We start from the raw sequence: 19390 nt of genomic DNA, 5'->3' as shown, positions 1-19390 counted from the left end.
TCCTGGGACCAGCATGGCACTGTACGGGCCCGGCCGCGCCGCTCCCTCCGGGCGCGGACTCCGCCCCGCGTCTGTCGCCGCCCAACAGGTGTCGCGCGTCGCGGAGCGGGCATACGCGGCGTACGCAGGTCAGGAAGTGGCCGCGCACTCAGCCCTGCTTCCCTGGAGTGCCCATGTTCCTGCTCAGCTATCACCTCGACGCCGCGCACCTGGTCGTGGAACTCGGCACCGTGGTCGACCTCGACAACGAGGCGGCGATCGAGCGCGAGATCGTCCGTCTGCTCCCGTGCTGCGGGCCCCGGGCGATCATCGTGGACATCCGCACCCCCCTGCTCACCCCTCGCGCCCTCGGGCTCCTCCTGCGGGTACGGGGCCAGGCCGAGGAGCGCGGCGTCTCGATGGCGGTGGTGGCCGGGTACGAGAAGGCCCGAGAGGTGCTGAGCGCCGCCGGCCTCCACCGCGTCCTGCGGGTCGCCTCCTCCCTCCCGGGCGCGGAGCTGCGCAACCGGGGGTGCCGGCCGGTGCCCGAGGCGTCCCGGAACGGGAAGCCCGGCGACCGGCGGAGCGCGCCGCAGACCGCCGGGGCCTCGCAGCGTCCGCTCGGCCCGTACGCCGACACCTCGCGGCCCCGTTTCCCCGGGGAGGGCTGACGGCCGGAGCCGATGGCCGGAAAGTGACGGAGGGTCGGCTCCGAGGGCGGAACCCCCTGCTGAGGTGCGGTCCCCACGTGCTGCGGCGCTTTCGGGCCCGGTCGGGCCGGCTTCACGACACCGGGCCGACCGCGCCGGACGACAGGGCATAATGGAGCGCTGGAGGTCAGGAAACGGCCCATGAGAATTCTTCCTGCCTCCGTGGAGTCTCCCGTGAACATCTGCCCTCGTGGCCGCGCCGCCCTTACGGCCCCGGTCCTGCCTCCGGCCGCCGGCGCTTCCGGAGCCGCGCACCCGTCCGTACGGGCGCCCCGCAGCCGGCCACCCGCGACGCGATCCCGCCCCGCAGGCGCACCGCCGACAGCCCTTCCCCTTGCGGCCGTTGGCGTGCCCACTCTCCAGCGGCCGTCCCGCAGCGACGCCTGACCTTCTCACCGCCCCACGCCCGGAGCCGGTGCGTAGGTGGCGGCTGCCCCTTCCCGGCGGCCCGGACCGCGCCGCTCAGCTCTGCCCCGCCCCTTTTCCGCGGTGGGTCACCGCCCAGAACGAGATGATCATGACTGACAGGCCCGTGGCCGAGGCGCCGGACACGACCGCGCTGCTCCTGGATACGGCGTCGCTGGACGAGTTCCTGCGCGCCCTCGCCCGCAGCGCCCTCGCCCTGGTGGAGGAGGCCGACGGCTGTGGCATCACGCTGGAGCGGCTCGGGCGTCCCGTCACCGTGTCCAGCGTGGGGGCCAGCGCCACGAAGCTGGACGAGGCCCAGTACGGGCAGGACGACGGCCCCTGCCTCCAGGCGATGCGCACCGGCCGCGAGGTCAGCGTGCCCGACACCCTGCGGGAGAGCCGCTGGGCCGACTACCCCGCCTACGCCGCCGTCTGCGGAGCCCGCTCCTCGCTGTCGTTGCCGATCGCGCCGCACAGCCACACGGCCGGGGCCCTCAACCTGTACGCGCCCGTTCCGCACGCCTTCGACACGGTCGACCTGACGGCGCTGAGGCTGCTCACCGCACAGGCGACCGGGGCGATCGCGCTGGCCCAACGCATAGCGGACACCGAGGAGTTCGCCGCGGACCTGGAGGCCGCCCTGCGCTCACGCACCGTCATCGACCAGGCGATCGGCGTGGTCGTCGGGCAGCAGCGCTGCACCCCGGAGAAGGCGTTCGACGTCCTGCGCACCGCCTCGCAGCACCGCAACATCAAACTGCGCGAACTCTGCGCCGAGTTGATATCCAGCATCACCGGCGAGGCCCCGCCCGAAGGGCGCATCCGGCCCCGGGCCTGACACCCTCGGGCCCCCGGCCCGGGTGACTCCGTTTGAACACCGGCACACGGGTAGACGGCGCAGGTCCCCGCCGGTCGAACGGAAGGAAGAACCCGTGTCCCGGGATCAGCGCAAGAACATCTTCATCATCGGAATGGACGAGGCGAACCTGCGAACGCTGGAGGCCGTTCCGGACGCCCGCCACCACCGCCTCCACCCCCTGCTCAGCGTCAAGGAGCTGCAGGAGGACGAGACCACCGTCGACGAGCTGCTGACCCGCGCCCGCGCCGTCCTCGACGCGCACGAGGGAGGCATCGACGCGATCGTCGGCTACTGGGACTTCCCCGTGAGCACTCTCGTACCCCTGCTGAGCAGGGAGTACGGCACGACGAGCACCAGCCTGGAATCCGTCGTCAAGTGCGAGCACAAGTACTGGAGCCGGCTGGAGCAGCAGAAGGTCACCGACGCGTACCCCCGCTTCGGCCGGGTGGACCTGGACAGCGACGATCCGCGACCGCCGGACGGCGTGAACTTCCCCATGTGGCTCAAGCCCGCCCTGGCCTACTCCTCCGAGCTGGCGTTCGGCGTCTCGGACATGACGGAGTTCCGGTCGGCGGTCACGGAGATACGCGAGGGCATAGCCCGGGTGGGGAAGCCTTTCGAGGCCATACTCGACCTTCTGGAACTCCCGCCGGAAATGGCGGGGGTCGGCGGGCAGGTCTGTCTGGCCGAAGAGGCCATGACGGGTATCCAGGTGGCTGTCGAGGGATACGTCCACCGCGGCGAGGTCACCGTCTACGGCGTGCTCGACTCGATCAACTACCCCGGCTCCTCGTCCTTCCTGCGCCACCAGTATCCGAGCACCCTCCCGGCCCCGGTGATCCAACGGCTGCACGAGGTCAGCGAACGCACCATGCGGCAGATCGGCATGGACGCGGCGACCTTCAGCATCGAGTACTTCTACGACCCGAAGACCGCCGACATCAGCCTGCTGGAGATCAACCCCCGGCACTCCCAGTCGCACGCGGAGATGTTCGACTTCGTCGACGGCGTGCCCAACCACCATCGGATGTTCCGGCTCGCCCTGGGCGGCGACCCGTCCCTGCCGCCCGGCGGCGGCCGCTACAAGGTGGCCGCCAAGTGGTACTACCGCTGGTTCGGCGAGGGCCGGGTCCACCAGGTGCCGACCGCCGAGGACATCGCCGCCATCGAGCGGGAGATCCCGGGCGTCCGGATCGACATGGTCCCCTCCGAGGGGCAGCGGCTCTCCTCGGTCAAGGGCCAGGACAGCTACAGCTACGAACTCGCCCACATCTTCACCGGCGGGGACGACGAGGACGACCTGCGCCGCAAGTTCGACGCCTGCGTCGCCGCCCTCGGCCTGAGCTTCGACGAGACGCGACCGGGCGGGCACGGCCGGAATTCTTCGTGACGCCCCGGGTACCCGCCCCCACCGGACCCGACGTCAGGAAGGACCCTGCCACCCGTATGCGATTCGTCGAGAACCTTCCGTACGAGACGGGGGAAGAGGACCATGTCACCATCACCATGGCGGACGGGGTGCGCCTGTCGGCCAGGATCTGGCGGCCCACCTCCTCCGACGGGGACCCGGTCCCCGCTGTCGTGGAGTGCATCCCCTACCGCAAGAACGACCTCACCTCGACCCGCGACGCCATCCACCATCCGTACATCGCGGGCCACGGCTACGCCTGCGTACGCGTGGACCTGCGAGGGACGGGGGAGTCGGAGGGCGTGCTCCTGGACGAGTACCTGGAGCAGGAGCAGAGCGATGCCGAAGAGGTGCTGGCCTGGGTCGCCGCGCAGCCCTGGTGCGACGGGAGCACCGGCATGATGGGCATCTCCTGGGGCGCCTTCGCCGCGCTCCAGACGGCGGCCCGGCGCCCCGAGAGCCTGAAGGCCATCGTCATCGCCTCGTTCACCGACAACCGGTACGCGGACGACATGCACTACCTCGGCGGCGCCATGCTCTCCGACAACCTCGCCGAGGCCGGGACCATGTTCGCGTACGCCACCTGCCCGCCCGACCCCGCCCTCGTGGGGGAGCGGTGGCGCGACATGTGGCGGGAGCGGCTGGAGGCCGCCCGCCCCTGGGTCCTGGAATGGCTCCGCCACCCGCGCCGCGACGCCTACTGGCAGCACGCCTCCCTCAACGAGGACTATGCGCGGCTGCGCTGCCCCGTCCTCGCCTCCAGCGGCTGGGCGGACGGCTACTCCAACGCCGTCACCCGGCTCCTGGCCAACGTGGACGTCCCCCGCAAGGGACTGATCGGACCCTGGTCCCACACCCTGCCGCACCTCGGCGAGCCCGGTCCGGCCATCGGCTACCTCCAGGAAGTCGTCGCGTGGTGGGACCACTGGCTCAAGGGCGTCGACAACGGGGTGATGGACGGGCCGATGCTCCGGACCTGGATGCAGGACAGCGTCCCGCCTTCCACCTCGTACCAGGAGCGCCCCGGCCGCTGGGTCGCCGAGCCCTCCTGGCCCTCGCCGCGGGTCACGGAAGTGGTGCACCCGCTGCGCGGCTCCGTCATCGTGACGGCGGACGCGGCGGAGGCGGCCCCGCCCGGCCGTGACCGTACGGTCCGGTCGCCGCTCTCCGTCGGCCAGTTCGCCGGCAAGTGGGCCTCGTACAACGCCCCGCCCGACCTGCCCTACGACCAGCGCGAGGAGGACGGCGGCTCCCTGGTCTTCGAGACCGAACCGCTCGCCGAGCGCCTGGAGATCCTCGGCTCGCCCTCCGTCGCCCTGGAGGTCTCCGCCTCCGCCCCGGTCGCCCAGATCACGGCCAGGATCTCCGACGTCGCCCCCGACGGCAGCGCCACCCGGGTGACGTACGGCGTGCTGAACCTGACCCACCGCGAGAGCGACGAGCACCCCGAACCACTGGAGCCCGGCCGGCGCTGCCGGGTCCGCATCCCGCTGAACGGGGTCGCGCAGGCGTTCCCGCCCGGCCACCGCGTCCGGCTCTCCCTCTCGACCTCGTACTGGCCCCTGGTGTGGCCGGCGCCGGAACCCGTCCTGCTCACCGTCCACGAGGACGGCGGTGCGCTGACTCTTCCCGTACGCCCCATCGAGGAGCCCGACGGCATGCCCCAGGCGGACTTCGGGGAGCCGGAAGGCTGCCGGCCGCCCCCCGTCACCCGGCTGACCGAGCCCGAGCAGGCGTGGAACGTCTCCAGGAGCCTGGTGGACTACCACTCGGCCCTCGACATCGTGAAGGACCGGGGCATGCAGCGGTACGAGGAGAACGGCATCGAGGTGGGGCTGCGGGCCTGCGAGAAGTACACGTCCGTGGCCGACGACTTCACCTCCCCGAGCGCCCGGTCCGCGTGGACCATGCGGTTCTCCAGGCCCGGCTGGGACGTCCGGGTCGAGACGAGCACCGTCCTGACGGCGGACGCGGACGCGTTCACCGTCGACGCCACGCTGGACGGTTACGAGGGCGGTCGGCGGGTCTTCTCCCGCACCTGGAACGAGACCGTTCCCCGGGATCTGGCCTGATGACCCGCAGGGGAGGACGAGGCCGGACGTGACGATCACCACCGAGGGCGCGGTGTACGGGTGCCTCGGCATCGGGGCCCTCCTCGCCGCGGTGCTGCCCCGGCTGCTCTCCCGTCTGCCGGTCTCCGTGCCGATCGTCTTCCTGGCCGCCGGAGTGGCCCTCTACCTGACGCCGCTGCCGCTGCCGGAGATCGACCCGGTCGCCGACCGCCTCTGGGTGCACCACCTCAGCGAGCTCTGTGTGATCGTCTCGCTGATGGGAGCGGGGCTGGCCATCAACCGCCCCTTCGGGTGGAGGCCCTGGGCCTCTGCCTGGCGGCTCCTCGGGCTGGCGATGCCCCTGACGATCGGGGCGACGGCGCTGGCCGTGTGGGGACTGCTCGGCTGGCCGGTGTCCGTGGCGCTCCTGGTGGCCGCGGTCCTCGCGCCGACGGACCCCGTGCTCGCCTCCGAGGTGCGCGTGGGGGAGCCGTCCGCCGAGAAGAACGACGAGGACGAGGTCCGCTTCGCGCTGACGAGCGAGGCCGGACTCAATGACGGCCTCGCCTTTCCGTTCGTCCTCGCGGCCATCGCGCTGGCCGCCGCGGGGGAGAGCTGGACCGGGGGCTGGCTGAGGCACTGGGTCTGGAGCGACGTGCTCGTACGGACCTCCGTGGGTGTGGCGGCGGGCCTCGCTATCGGCCTCCTGCTGGGGCGGCTGCTCTTCCGGTCCCGCGCCGGATCGCTGCGGCTCGCCGAACAGGGCGAGGGGTTCGTGGCGCTGGCGGCGACCTTCCTGGCCTACGGCCTCACCGAGGCTCTGCACGGCTACGGCTTCCTCGCGGTCTTCGTCACCGCGTGCACCCTGCGCCGGTCGGAGCACAGCCACGGCTACCACCAGGTGATGCACGCCTTCGTCGAGCAGATCGAACGCCTGCTGATGGCCCTGCTGCTGTTCGGCGTGGGCGCCTATGTGGCCTCGGGCGGACTGGCCGCGCTCACCTGGAGGGGTGCGGCGGTCGGCGTGCTGCTGCACCTCCTCATCCGCCCGGCCGCCGGCCTGCTCGCCCAGCTGCGGGGCCCGGGCCGGCCGAAGGAGCGCGCGGCCGTCGCCTTCTTCGGGATCCGGGGCATCGGCTCGCTCTTCTATCTCGCCTACGCCTTCGGGGAGGGGGACTTCGGCCCGTTGGAGAGGGAGATATGGGCGGTCGTCGTCTTCGCCGTCCTGATCTCCGTGGTGGTCCACGGGGTAGCGGCGGCCCCGGTGACCTCCTACCTCGACCGCCGCTCGGCCGAGTCCTCCCGACGCGATGCCCGCACGGGCCCCGGCCCCGGGAGCGGGTGAGCCGTGTCTCACCGGGGCCCCACGACTTGTCTATGCAACGAGTTGCATACGAGGATCGCGGTATGGCCCTCGACCACGCGATCCTCGTCTCCCTGCTGGAGAAGCCCGGCTCCGGCTATGAGCTGGCGCGGCGGTTCGAGCGGTCCATCGGGTACTTCTGGACCGCCACCCACCAGCAGATCTACCGCGTGCTCGGGCGGATGGTGACCGACGGCCTGCTGCTGGTCCGCGAGGTGCCGCAGCAGAGCCGGCCGGACAAGAAGGAGTACTCGGTCACCGGGCCCGGCCGCGCGGCCCTCGCCGCATGGCTGCACAAGCCGATCGAGCCCGAGAGCCTCCGGCACGACCTCGCCGTGAAGATCCGGGGCGCGGCCTTCGACGACCCGGCCGCCCTGATCCGCGAGGTCGAGCGGCACCACCTAGTCCACCGGGACCGGCTCGCGCACTACCTCGCCGGGGAACTGCGCGACTTCACCGGGCCCGACGCCCCCGCGCCCGCGGACGCGGGCCAGGAGCTCCAGCACGTCGTGCTGCGCGGCGGCATCGCGTACGAGCGCATGACGATCGCCTGGCTCGACGACGTACTCGACACCCTCGACCGGCTCGCGGCTCCGGACGCCTGAACGGCTCCCGCGCCGCCACCTCCGCAACCATCACGACCCTCCCCCCTTCCCGACCCTCACCTTCCCGGAAGGCACCGCCATGGCTGAGTCCGCGTCCTTGCTGTTCAACCCGCGTACCTACGACCCCCAGCACTTCGACCCGGAGACCCGCAGGCTGCTGCGCGCCACCGTCGACTGGTTCGAGGAGCGCGGCAAGCGCCGGCTGATCGAGGACTACCGCTCCCGCGCGTGGCTGGGGGACTTCCTCGCCTTCTCCGCGAAGGAGGGGCTGTTCGCCACCTTCCTCACCCCCGCCTCCGCCGCGGTGGACGGGGCGGAGACGGACCGGCGCTGGGACACCGCCCGGATCGCCGCGCTCAACGAGATCTTCGGGTTCTACGGTCTGGACTACTGGTACGCCTGGCAGGTGACCATTCTCGGTCTCGGCCCGGTCTGGCAGAGCGACAACGCCGCCGCCCGCGACCGGGCGGCCGAACTCCTCTCCCAGGGCGAGGTGTTCGCTTTTGGTCTCTCCGAGAAGACCCACGGCGCCGACATCTACTCCACCGACATGCTGCTGGAGCCGGACAGCACGGTCGACGGCGGCTTCCGGGCCTCCGGCTCCAAGTACTACATCGGCAACGGCAACGCCGCCGGTCTCGTCTCGGTCTTCGGCCGGCGCACGGACGTGGAGGGCCCCGACGGTTACGTCTTCTTCGCCGCCGACAGCCGCCACGAGGCGTACCACCTCGTGAAGAACGTCGTCGACTCCTCCAAGTACGTCAGTGAGTTCCGCCTCGACGGCTACCCCGTGGCCCCCGCCGACATCCTGCACACCGGACGGGCCGCGTTCGACGCCGCGCTCAACACCGTCAACGTCGGCAAGTTCAACCTGTGCACCGCCTCCATCGGCATCTGCGAGCACGCGATGTACGAGGCCGTCACCCACGCGAGCAACCGCATCCTCTACGGCCGCCCCGTCACCGCCTTCCCGCACGTGCGCCGCGAGCTGACCGACGCCTACGTCCGGCTCGTCGGGATGAAGCTGTTCAGCGACCGCGCCGTCGACTACTTCCGCTCCGCCGGGCCCGAGGACCGCCGCTACCTGCTCTTCAACCCGATGACGAAGATGAAGGTGACCACGGAGGGCGAGAAGGTCATCGACCTCATGTGGGACGTCATCGCCGCCAAGGGCTTCGAGAAGGACAACTACTTCGCCCAGGCCGCCGTCGAGATCCGGGGCCTGCCGAAGCTGGAGGGCACGGTCCACGTGAACCTCGCGCTGATCCTCAAGTTCCTGCGCAACCACCTGCTCGCCCCGGTCGACCACCCGGCCGTCCCGACCCGCCTCGACGCCGCCGACGACGCGTTCCTCTTCCGGCAGGGACCGGCGCGCGGCCTCGGATCCGTACGCTTCCACGACTGGCGCCCCGCGTTCGACGCGTACGCCGAGGTGCCGAACGTCGCCCGCTTCCGCGAGCAGGCGGACGCCCTGTGCGCCTTCGTCGGGACGGCCGCCCCCGACGAGGAGCAGAGCCGTGACCTCGACCTCCTCCTCGCCGTCGGCCAGCTCTTCGCGCTCGTCGTCCACGGCCAGCTGATCCTGGAGCAGGCCCGCCTGACCGGCCTGGACGAGGAACTGCTGGACGAACTGTTCGCCGTGCTCGTGCGCGACTTCTCCGCACACGCCGTAGAACTGCACGGCAAGGACTCCGCCACCGAGGACCAGCAGGACTGGGCGCTCGGCGCGGTCCGCCGCCCCGTCGTCGACGCGGCCCGCTCCGAGCGGATCTGGGAGCGCGTCGAGGCGCTGTCGGGCGCGTACGAGATGGCGGAGTAGCCCGCCACCCGGCGGGGGCGGGGCGGGGCGGCGGGCCAGGACCCGTTCCGTTTGCGGGGCGGTGGACATCGCGTTTGAGTGGGAGAGCCCCCCTCGTCCCCTGGAGCTGACATGTCGATGGCGTTCGGTTCACCCCTCGGTCCGTCCGATCCGTTCAGTGACCTGTTGAACCGGTTCTTCGGCATGTCGCCCGCGTCGTCGCCCCCGGCCATGCAGCGCGTCCCGATCGGGCGGCTGCTGACGGAGTCCTCCCACGAACTGCTGGGCCGGGCCACGAGCAAGGCGGCCGAGGACGGAACGGCGGACCTGGACACCGAGCACCTGCTGTGGGCGGCGACGCAGGTCGAGCCCTCGCGCGGGCTGCTCTCCCGGGCCGGGGTCGACCCCGACGACCTCGCGGCACAGCTCGACGCGGTGCTGCCCCGGGAGTCGGTCGAACCGTCCGCCGAGCCAGGTCTCACCCCGGCGGCCAAGCGGACCCTCACCGCCGCCTACGCCCGCTCGCAGGCGGCGGGAGTGTCCTACATCGGCCCCGAGCACATCCTGGGCGCGCTCATCGACGACGCGGACTCCGGGGCCTCCCGCTTCCTGGGCGCGGACGACCTGGACGTGGGGAAGCTGCGCGGCGCCACGGACCGGGCGGCGGGCGGGGACGGGGCCTCCGGCGGGGGGAAGCAGCCCTCGACGACCCTGGACGAGTTCGGCAGGGATCTGACGGAGGAGGCGAAGGCGGGGAAGCTCGACCCCGTCGTCGGGCGGGCCGAGGAGATCGAGCAGACCATCGAGATCCTCTCGCGGCGCTCCAAGAACAACCCCGTCCTCATCGGCGAGCCCGGCGTCGGCAAGACCGCCATCGTGGAGGGCCTCGCCCAGAGCATCGTCGCGGGCGAGGTGCCCGACACGCTGAAGGACAGGCGGGTCGTCTCGCTCGACCTGTCCGGCATGGTCGCCGGCGCCCAGTACCGGGGTCAGTTCGAGGAACGGCTGAAGAAGGTCATCGAGGACGTGCAGAAGGCCGAAGGGGAGATCATCCTCTTCATCGACGAACTCCACACCGTCGTCGGCGCGGGCGCCACGGGCGAGGGCTCGATGGACGCGGGCAACATGCTCAAGCCCGCCCTCGCGCGCGGTGAGCTCCACGTCGTGGGCGCGACCACCATCGACGAGTACCGCAAGCACATCGAGAAGGACGCCGCCCTGGAGCGCCGCTTCCAGCCCGTCCTCATCCCGGAACCGACCGTCGGGGAGACCGTACAGATCCTCGAAGGGCTCCGGGACGCCTACGAGGCCCACCACCAGGTCCGCTTCGCCGACGGCGCCCTCACCGCGGCGGCCGAGCTGTCCGACCGCTACATCAGCGACCGCTTCCTGCCCGACAAGGCCATCGACCTGATGGACCAGGCCGGGGCCCGCGTACGGCTGCGCAGCGCGAACCGCTCCACCGAGGTCGTCAGCCGCGAGGACCGCCTCGCCAAGCTGCGGCGCGAGAAGGACGAGGCCGTCGCCGGCGAGGAGTTCGAGAAGGCCTCCGAACTGAAGCGGCGGATCGCCGAGGTGGAGGGCGAGCTCGCCGGGATCGAGGAGCGCCGCGAGGGCGTCGTCTCGGTCACCGCCTCCGACATCGCCGACATCGTCTCCCGCCGCACCGGCATCCCCGTCTCCCAGCTCACCGCCGGCGAGAAGGAGAAGCTCCTCAAGCTGGAGGAGGAGATGCACGCCAGGATCGTCGGCCAGGACGAGGCGGTCACCGCGGTCTCCGAAGCCGTACGCCGCAACCGCGCGGGCATGGGCGACCCGAACAGGCCCGTCGGCTCGTTCCTCTTCCTCGGGCCCACCGGCGTCGGCAAGACCGAGCTGGCCAAGACACTGGCCGAGCTGCTGTTCGGCGCCGACGACCGCATGGTCCGGTTCGACATGAGCGAGTTCCAGGAGAAGCACACGGTCGCCCGGCTCGTCGGGGCGCCGCCCGGATACGTCGGTTACGACGAGGCCGGCCAGCTGACCGAGAAGGTGCGGCGCAACCCCTACAGCGTGGTGCTGTTCGACGAGGTCGAGAAGGCGCACCCCGACGTCTTCAACACGCTCCTCCAGATCCTCGACGACGGCCGGCTCACGGACGGACAGGGCCGAACGGTCGACTTCCGCCACTGCGTCGTCATCATGACGTCCAACATCGGCGCCCACCGCATCCTCGCCCACCAGGGCGACGCCGCCGAGCTCAAGGACGAGCTGATGGAGGACCTGCGGGGCCGTTTCCTGCCCGAGTTCCTCAACCGCATCGACGACATCATCGTCTTCCACAGCCTCACCGAGGCCGACCTGTCCGAGATCGTCGAGCACCTGCTGGACCGCAGCAAGCACCGGGTCCACGCCCAGGGCATGACCCTGGAGGTCACCGGGGCGGCGAAGAAGCTCCTGGTCGCCCACGGCTACCAGCCGGAGTTCGGCGCCCGACCGCTGCGCCGCACGATCCAGACCGAACTGGACAACCGGGTCGCCTCCCTGCTGCTCGGCGGCGAGGCCGACCCGGGGGACACGATCGTCGCCGATGTGATCGACGACTCCCTGCACTGCACGATCCGCAAGGGCGACGCCGCCGCCGGAACCCCGGCGACCGCCACCCCCGACGGCAAGGAGTGAGTGACTGATGTCCCATCACCACCACAAGTCGAACGAAGAGGTCGAGGGCGACCCCGACACCGGCCACAGCCGCGGAATGCCCCGCCGCCCGGACGAGAAGCGACTCGACGAGCGCCTGGAGGAGGACCGCGAGGAGGCGGATCTCCCCCCGGATAAGGACACGTAGGCACCGGTCCGGGCCGGCATGAGCGACATGAGCGAGCGGGACGCCCCCTCCCGGGGGCGTCCCGCTCGCTCAGCGGTCAGCCGGCGGCCGGGACGATCGTCACCTTGACGTGCTTCATGATCGGCCGGTCGCTCTGGGTGCTGCGCCCGGTGTGGGCTGTCGAGCCCGCGCAGGGTCGTTCCGACGACCTCGAACGCGTCCTTCCAGCTGATCGGGACGTAGTGGTCGGAGGTGGGGTCGTACGCCATCGGCTCGGTCAGCCGGCCCTGGTTCTCCTGGTCGTGGTCGCTCCACCAGGACAGCTCCGCCACCGAGTGCGCGGCGAAGAAGCCGCGGCCCACGCGCTTGCGGGTCATCTCCCAGGTGACGTGCTTGATGCCGTTCTCGCAGATGTCCAGGTGCAGGCCCTTGGTGTCGTCCGGCCACGCGCACCCGGGGCAGTGGACCCGGCGCCGGGGAGCGGCAAGGCCGGTCCGGCGGGAGGCGGGAAGGCGTCGACCTCGACCACGTACCGGCCGTGCGCCGCCGCGGCACACCCTCGACGCGGCACGCCCCGACCCGCCCCCGGCATTCGGTACGCTCTCGTCTGATCTTCGGGGCGTGTGCAGGCTCCGGACTGCCATGACCAGGGGGATGGTTCCATATGAGCAGCGCACCTTCGAACGACCCGTTCCAGCCGCTCAAGGCCGACGACCCGGCTGTCGTGGGGGGCTATCGGCTGGCCGCCGTGCTGGGCGCGGGCGGGATGGGCAAGGTGTACCTCTCGTACACGCCGGGCGGACGTCCCCTCGCGATCAAGGTGATCCGGGCGGAGTTCAGCGAGGATCCGGAGTTCCGGCGGCGTTTCCAGCAGGAGGTGCGGGCCGCGCAGCGGGTGCAGGGCCTGTACACCGCGCCGGTCATCGACTCGGACACCGAGGGGGCGCAGCCATGGCTGGCGACGGCGTACGTGCCGGGTCCCTCGCTCGCGCACGCGGTGGCCCGGCACGGTCAACTGCCGTTGCGGAGCGTGCTGTTGCTGACCGTCGGGGTGGCGGAGGCGCTCGGTGTCATCCATGGCGCCGGCATCGTCCACCGTGACCTGAAGCCCGCGAACGTCCTGCTGGCCGCCGACGGGCCCCGGGTGATCGACTTCGGTATCGCCCGCGCCGCCGACACGACCGCCCTCACCGGCACCGGCGTCAGCGTCGGCACCCCGGCGTTCATGTCGCCGGAACAGGCGGCGGTCGGCACCGTCACCCCGGCCACCGACGTCTTCGCCCTCGGCCAGATCGCCGCCTACGCCGCGATCGGCGCGCCCGCCTTCGGCGACGGCCCCTCGCACGCCGTCCTCTACCGGATCGTCCACGAGGACCCCGACCTCGGCCGGCTGCCCGAAGCGCTGCGCCCCCTGGTCACCCGCTGTCTCAGCCGCGACCCCGCCGACCGCCCCACCCTCACCGACATCATCCGGATGTGCCACGAGATCTCGCCCGAACCACTGCGCCAGGGCGAGGACTGGCTCCCGCGGGCAGTCGCCGGCTCCATCACCGAACGCCACCAACTCCCCGCCCCCGCGCCCACCCCGCCCCCGAAGCCCACCACCGGACCCGCGCCCACGCCGACGCAGTACTCCCCGCAGCCCCCGGCACCGGGCCCCGCCCACCCCTACACCCCGACCGGCTACGCCGTGGCCGCCGCCCCCACGCAGACCGGCCCCGGAGCGCCGGGGGCGCCGGGATTCCCCGGGACGCCGGGAGGCGTGCCGGCCGGTCCCTGGCAGCAGAACACCCACCCCCAGGGCTACGCCACCCCGCCGCCCCACTACCCGTCCGGATTCGCCCAGCCCGGCTACCAGCAGCCCGGGTATCAGCACCCCGGCTCCCCGCCGTCCGGCTGGGGCTCGCCCGGTTTCCAGCCCGCCGGGCCGCGCCCCGGGCGGGCGGGCCTGATCGTCGCCGCCTCGGTGATCGGCGCGCTGGTCGTCCTCGGCGTCATCGGCTCCCTGCTGCCGGACGACCCCGACACCTCCGGCAAGGGCGACCGGGCCTCGTCGTCCTCCAACGGCGCTTCGAGCGGCGGCGGTTCGGGGGACACGGCGGACTCCGGGGACAAGGCCCGGGAGAAGCCCGCCGATCCCGAGCCCGTCACGTACAAGGGCATCGACATGACGGCGAACTACGCCCTGAAGCTCGCCGACCATCCGCCCCGGCCGCAGGAGGACACCGGCAGCGGGGTCAGTTACGGCAAGGGCGACTTCTACTTCTACTGGGACTCCCTCTTCGGCGACGAGCGGGTGGGCAGCGCCAACGGGAAGCTGGTGGTGCTGAAGAACTCGCAGAAGGGTTCGCTGGAGGTCTGCCGGCAGGAGACCCGCTACACCGAGAAGATCGACCTCGAACAGCTCACGTCCGGGTCGCAGATCTGCGTACTCAGCAAGGCCGGACACATCGCTGTCGTGACCTACCGCGGCAAGGCGGGCCCGGACGACCCCAGCCGCTACATCACGCTCGACCTCACGGTCTGGCGCAACGCCGAAGAGGCGCAGCAGAGCTGACGTCACCCGTGCCCGGCCCCACGTCCGTCATCGACGGGCAGCGGGGCCGGCACGGACGGTCAGCGACCGACGAGCTCGCCGTCCCGGGCGACGATCCGTCCGGCGCGCACCACCATCTCGCGCCGCGGAAGGTCGACCACGACCTGCGGGAGGCACTCCCCGCGCACCAGCAGGAAGTCGGCCGGCGAACCGGGCCCCAGGTCCACCTCCGGCAGCCCCAGGAGCCGGGCGCCGCCGTCGGCCCCCGAACGGAACGCCGCCTCCAGCTCCTCGTCGAGGCGGGCGTCCTGCACCTGGGCCAGCAGGTGCGAGCGGTGCAGCATGTCCGCGTTGCCGAACGGACTCCACGAGTCCCGTACGCCGTCCGAGCCCAGGCCCACGGGGACCCCGTGCTCGCGCAGCCGGCCGATCGGCAGCACCAGGTCCGACGAGGGAGCGACGGTCGTCAGGGAGATCCCGGCGTCCGCCAGGTCCGCCGCCAGCCGGTCGAGCTCCCGCTCGGGCAGTCCGGGCACGCAGAAGACATGGCTGACGGTCACCTTGCCCTGCAACGAGAGCGCCCGGGTGCGGTCGATGATCGCGCGCAGCGACTCCAGCCCCGTCGCGGCACGCTCGTGCAGATGGATGTCGACACCCACGGAGTGCCGGTCGGCGATGCCGAAGACGATGTCGAGCTGTTCGTCGAGCGCCTCGTCGAAGCCGATCGGGTCGATGCCGCCGACCCGGTCGATCGCCCCGGTGCGCGCCGCCTCCTCCAGCAACTCCTCGGTGCCCGGCGTACGGATCACCCCGTGCTGGGGAAACGCGACGATCTCCACGTCGAGTGCGTGCCGCAGGGCCCTGCGGGCGGATCCGACGCCCTCGACGCCCACCAGGTCGTAGGCGGGAGCGACGTCGACATGGGCACGCATGGCCCGGGTGCCCCGGGTGACGGCGTGGCCCATCAGGCGCTCCGCACGCTCCTTCAGGGGGGTGCGCAGCGCGTGGTGGAGCTTCACGTCCTCAGCGGTGTACTCCGCGATGGAGCCCGCCGGATTCCGCGTCACCCAGGGCTCGCCCCACGCCGTCTTGTCGGGGTGGATGTGCGCGTCGACCAGGGTCGGCAGCGCGATCCCGCCCTTGCAGTCGACGGCCTCGGCGCCGCGCGGCGCGGGCTCCGCGGAGATGACGCCGTCGACGACGGTGAGGTCGACGGGCGTCGTCGCCCCGTAGGGCCGCACGTTCGTGAACACCGTGGCGCGCGCGTGACCGCCCGTGCGGTGCGGCTGCTCCGTGATCCGGTCGGCGGCGGACGGCGAGGCTCCGCCGGGCCGGGGCGCGGCGGCCTCGGCCCCCGGCGCGTTGAGGGCGGCGGCGGTGCCGGCGAGGGCGGCGGCACCGGCCGGCATGCCGCGCCGGGAGAGACCGGCGGTCGGCGAGGCGGTGGAGTCGGCGTGCATCGGGGCTCCTTCGGAGGAGGGTCGGGGAGAGCGGAGGAGGCGGAGGAAGGGGAGTGGGCGCGGGGGAGTGCGGGCGCCGTCGGACGGCCGAGGGTGCGGGCGCGGTCAGACGGCCGGTACGGGGAACCCTGCCCGCACCACGCGCGCCGGGCGGCTCAGCACGCCGAGGTCGGCCAACGGGTCGCCGTCCACCACCAGGACGTCACCCGCGAAGCCCCGCGCCAGGCGGCCGGCCGTGGAGCCGAATCCGAGGAGCCTCGCGGCACCCGTGGTCGCCGTGCGGATCGCGTCCAGGGCGGAGAGCCCGGCCGCATGCATCAGCTCCACCTCGCGGCCGATCGGGTCGACCGTTCCGCCCGAGGAGTCGGTGCCCGCGGCGAGAGGGACGCCCAGCTCGTGCGCCGCGAGCACCGCCCGCTTCAGCACGGGGAGATAGGTGCGGCCGCGCTCCGCCAGGACCGGGTCCGAGGACTCCGCCAGCCCGGCGATGGCGGTGAGCGTCGGCGTGAAGTACGTTCCCCTGCGGCGCATTTCGCGCAGCGTGCGCTCGCCGACGAACGCCCCGTGCTCCAGGGAGCGGATCCCGGCCTTGACCGCGTCGTGGCAGCCCTTCTCGCTGTAGCTGTGGCAGAGCACCCCTTTTCCGCCGCGCCGCGCCGCCGCCACGATCGTGGACAGCTGCTCGTGGTCGTAGACCTGGACGAGCGGGTCCTGTTCGGGCAGCCCGGCGCGCTCGTTCACCCGGGTCTTGATGGTGTCGGCCCCACGGGCGAGGTTGACCTCGACCACCCGGCGCAGTGCCTCGGTCGAGCGCACCCCGTCGCGCAGCCGTGCGAGCGGCGCGAGGTCCGGGTCGGCGAGGATCGTGTCGCCGAGATCCGGGGTGACGAAGACCCCCGCGGCCCGGAGCCGGGGCGCCCGCTCCGGCGCCTGACGGGCCAACTCCCGTACGGCGACGTCCTGGTAGAAGTTGGTCGAACCGCTGCGCGCGCTGGTCGCGCCCTTGAGGACCGCGTCGCGCGCCTCGGCGGCCGTGTTGAGGTGGATATGGGCGTCCACCAGTCCGGGCAGGATCCACTGCCCGTGGGCCCGCAGCACCGGTACGCCGGAAGGCGTCCGCGTCCCGAGGCGGCCCCGGGGCCCGGCCGCGCGGACGACGCCACCGATGATCACGACCACCGCGTCCTCGGTGACCTCGCCCGTCAGCGGGTCGAGCAGCCTGCCGCCGTCCACGACCAGATCGCCGCCCCGGCCCGACGAACCGCGGGACGCTCCCGAGGCGGCGGACGCCTCGGGAACGGCCCCGGCCAGGACGGCGGAGGTCCCGGCCAGGGCCGCGGCGCCCGCGAGGACACCTCGTCGGGTCAGTCGGCCGGGAGGTGGCGGGGTGTTGTCGACGCACATGGAGAGGCTCCTTCGGCCGCGGCAAGCGGAAGCGAACGTGGGAGCATTTTGTATACCAGGCTGATCGGCGGTCTGGGAAGGAGCGATTCCGCTCCTGCCGTGTGCGGAGAACGTGCAGTTCTGTACCGTGTCACGTGAATGCGGAGGGGGTACGGAGAGGGTTCCCTGCCGGGAGGGGCTTGCTGGTATACAAAGCTAGGCGTCGTCGAACAGGGACCGCAGCGCCACGGCCCGGCTGTCCCGTACGTGCAGCAGGGTGCTCGCCGCCGCGGACTCCTCGTCGCCGGTGGCGATGTACCGGAACATGACCGCGTGCTGGGCCCGCATGTGCTCCGGTTCCTCCCGCATCCCGAACAGCAACTGGAGCTGACCGCTGAGCTGCTCCATGGTGCGGGCCAGCATCGGGTTGCCGCTCAGGGCCACGATGTCCTCGTGGAAGGCGGTATGGGCCGCCACCTCGCGCGCCCCCTCGTCGTCGGACGCCGCCTGCTCCGCCCGGTCGAGGGAGGTCCGCAGCGCGGTGACGCCCGGCGGCTCCGCCGGGGCGGACCGCGCCACCCGCCGGGCCGCGAGCCGGGAGGCCTGGACGGCGAGCGGCTCCCACACCTCGTACAGGTGCTCCACGTCGTCCCGCTCCATCCGCCGCACCCGGACCCCGCTGTGCGGCAGCAGCTCCAGGAGCCCTTCGCCCACCAGGGCGCGGAGCGCCTCGCGGACCGGGACGCGGGACATCCGCAGCTCCTCGGCGACCTCGCGCTCCACGAGGCGGGCGCCCTGCGGGTAGCGGCGGTCGACGATCCGCTCCCGGACCGCGTCGCGTGCGCGGGCGCTGAGCGACGTGCGCTCCGGGGCGCCGGCCCGTTGGCTCCCGGGGCCGTCCGGCCGTGCCCGGTCCCGCCCTGCGCTGCTGCCCGCCACGTACGCCATCCTCCGTTCGGCATGCCCCGTGGCCGAGGATACGCGGGGCCCGCGACCGTCAGGCCGTGCCCGGGGTCCGTCCGTCCGGCAGGAAGAGCACCGAGTTGATGTACCGCTCCCGGTGCGGCACGAAGGCCCGGCGCAGCAGGCCCTGGTGCACCAGGTGCTCCGTCCGGGCCTGGTGGGCCACCAGGTCGAACCCGTCGAGCGCGATCCAGCGCCGGCCCGCCAGGAGCCAGCCCGCGTAGCCCTGGCCGGTCAGCAGGTCGACCGCGGGCGCGATCGGTCCGAGCCGGCTCTCCAGCTCGATGAGCAGCGCCGGGCGGTCCTTGCGCAGCAGCTCCGCCGCACCGAGCAGCGCCGCACGCTCGCCGCCGTCGACGTCCATCTTCACGAAGCCGACCCCGCTCAGCCCGAGACCGTCGACGGTGATCGACGGCACCTCCAGGCTGTGCGCGTGGATGTCGCGGCGGGCCAGCGACGACACGCCCCGGTCGCCCCGGTCGCCCTCCGGGAACCACAGCTGTGCCGTGCCCGTCCGGTCGGTCGCCGCGCCCTGGACCACCCGGGCGTTCGACGGCAGCGTCCGGCGCAGGTGTTCGGCCAGATGCGGCACGGGCTCGATGGTGACCACCTCGGCGCAGCGGGCGGCGAGCCGCCGCGACCAGGGGCCGTACCAGCCCCCGATGTCGACGGCGACGCCGTCCGGCGGGCAGAAGTCGGCGAGCCGCCGGAGCTCGGGCTCGAAGCGCGGGTAGAGGGCGACGGCGGCCGAGCCGACCAGCCCCTCGGGCAGCCGGGACGCCACCGCCGCGGCGAACGTGGTCACGTGGCCGAGGCCTTGAGCCGGGTGAGCAGGCGCTCGTGGTCGTCCGCCCCGACCTTCCGGCCCGATGAGGGCAGCAGCTGCGGGATGCCGTCCACGATCGGGTAACTCAGCCGCAGCCGCGGGTTGTAGAGCGCCTCCTCCTCGGCCAGCAGGGACAGCGGGCCCTTGTCGAGCGGGCAGGCCAGCAGGGCGAGCAGCGGGTCGTCGGGGTTCATCGGGTGGCTCCTCGGTGTCGGAGGTGTCGGAGGTGTCGGAG

Annotated in this window: 15 protein-coding genes and 1 pseudogene; 10 read left to right on the top strand and 6 right to left on the bottom strand. The window is 72.5% G+C overall.

All coding sequences use genetic code 11. The features are described from left to right. The first annotated feature begins 173 nt into the window (after positions 1–173). The 9 genes from OG245_RS03545 to OG245_RS03505 all read left to right on the top strand — a co-directional run bounded on the left by OG245_RS03545 (position 174) and on the right by OG245_RS03505 (position 12008). Complete coding sequence (locus OG245_RS03545) at positions 174–650, top strand: STAS domain-containing protein (protein ID WP_371622080.1); 477 nt, start codon at positions 174–176, stop codon at positions 648–650. A 556-nt stretch (positions 651–1206) separates the two neighbouring features. Further along, complete coding sequence (locus OG245_RS03540; protein WP_371622079.1) at positions 1207–1935, top strand: GAF and ANTAR domain-containing protein; 729 nt, start codon at positions 1207–1209, stop codon at positions 1933–1935. A gap of 94 nt (positions 1936–2029) precedes the next feature. Then, positions 2030–3346: an acetyl-CoA carboxylase biotin carboxylase subunit family protein gene (locus tag OG245_RS03535; protein ID WP_371622078.1), complete on the top strand. Its 1317-nt coding sequence runs from the start codon at positions 2030–2032 to the stop codon at positions 3344–3346. A gap of 56 nt (positions 3347–3402) precedes the next feature. Beyond that, positions 3403–5436 (top strand): CocE/NonD family hydrolase, encoded by a 2034-nt coding sequence (locus OG245_RS03530; RefSeq protein WP_371622077.1) that lies wholly within the window; start codon positions 3403–3405, stop codon positions 5434–5436. Between the two features lie 28 nt (positions 5437–5464). Continuing rightward, positions 5465–6760: a cation:proton antiporter gene (locus OG245_RS03525; protein WP_371622076.1), complete on the top strand. Its 1296-nt coding sequence runs from the start codon at positions 5465–5467 to the stop codon at positions 6758–6760. A 62-nt stretch (positions 6761–6822) separates the two neighbouring features. Then, positions 6823–7383 (top strand): PadR family transcriptional regulator, encoded by a 561-nt coding sequence (locus tag OG245_RS03520; RefSeq protein WP_371622075.1) that lies wholly within the window; start codon positions 6823–6825, stop codon positions 7381–7383. Positions 7384–7462: 79 nt separating this feature from the next. Next, a complete protein-coding gene (locus tag OG245_RS03515) occupies positions 7463–9202 on the top strand; it encodes an acyl-CoA dehydrogenase family protein (RefSeq protein WP_371622074.1) in 1740 nt (579 codons plus the stop codon). A 111-nt stretch (positions 9203–9313) separates the two neighbouring features. Next, positions 9314–11842: an ATP-dependent Clp protease ATP-binding subunit gene (locus OG245_RS03510; protein WP_371622073.1), complete on the top strand. Its 2529-nt coding sequence runs from the start codon at positions 9314–9316 to the stop codon at positions 11840–11842. A gap of 7 nt (positions 11843–11849) precedes the next feature. Then, positions 11850–12008 (top strand): hypothetical protein, encoded by a 159-nt coding sequence (locus OG245_RS03505; RefSeq protein WP_371622072.1) that lies wholly within the window; start codon positions 11850–11852, stop codon positions 12006–12008. 143 nt (positions 12009–12151) lie between these two features. Here the strand turns inward: OG245_RS03505 and OG245_RS03500 are convergent. After that, a pseudogene (locus OG245_RS03500) lies at positions 12152–12631 on the bottom strand (formate dehydrogenase); the annotation flags it as partial. Between the two features lie 20 nt (positions 12632–12651). Here OG245_RS03500 and OG245_RS03495 point away from each other — a divergent pair. Then, on the top strand, positions 12652–14544 hold the full coding sequence (locus OG245_RS03495) for a protein kinase (protein ID WP_371622071.1): 1893 nt from the start codon (positions 12652–12654) through the stop codon (positions 14542–14544). 59 nt (positions 14545–14603) lie between these two features. On the opposite strand, the gene OG245_RS03490 is transcribed toward OG245_RS03495, so the two are convergent. The 5 genes from OG245_RS03490 to OG245_RS03470 all read right to left on the bottom strand — a co-directional run bounded on the left by OG245_RS03490 (position 14604) and on the right by OG245_RS03470 (position 19349). Next, a complete protein-coding gene (locus tag OG245_RS03490) occupies positions 14604–15983 on the bottom strand; it encodes an amidohydrolase family protein (protein ID WP_371622070.1) in 1380 nt (459 codons plus the stop codon). A gap of 105 nt (positions 15984–16088) precedes the next feature. Then, the gene (locus OG245_RS03485) at positions 16089–17387 is read right to left on the bottom strand and encodes an amidohydrolase family protein (protein ID WP_371622069.1); all 1299 of its coding nucleotides are present in this window, start codon (positions 17385–17387) and stop codon (positions 16089–16091) included. Between the two features lie 195 nt (positions 17388–17582). Then, positions 17583–18314 (bottom strand): GntR family transcriptional regulator, encoded by a 732-nt coding sequence (locus OG245_RS03480; protein ID WP_371622068.1) that lies wholly within the window; start codon positions 18312–18314, stop codon positions 17583–17585. Positions 18315–18363: 49 nt separating this feature from the next. Then, positions 18364–19134: an FkbM family methyltransferase gene (locus tag OG245_RS03475; RefSeq protein ID WP_371622067.1), complete on the bottom strand. Its 771-nt coding sequence runs from the start codon at positions 19132–19134 to the stop codon at positions 18364–18366. Further along, positions 19131–19349, bottom strand: coding sequence for a Trm112 family protein (locus OG245_RS03470; protein ID WP_007453982.1), 219 nt, complete (start codon positions 19347–19349; stop codon positions 19131–19133). Before OG245_RS03470 ends, OG245_RS03475 begins: the two co-directional genes overlap by 4 nt. Positions 19350–19390 lie beyond the last annotated feature (41 nt).

This window comes from Streptomyces sp. NBC_01116, from assembly GCF_041435495.1.
Lineage (GTDB): Bacteria > Actinomycetota > Actinomycetes > Streptomycetales > Streptomycetaceae > Streptomyces.
Note: the sequence above shows the minus strand (reverse complement) of the source record. Positions and strands in the feature narration are given on the sequence as shown.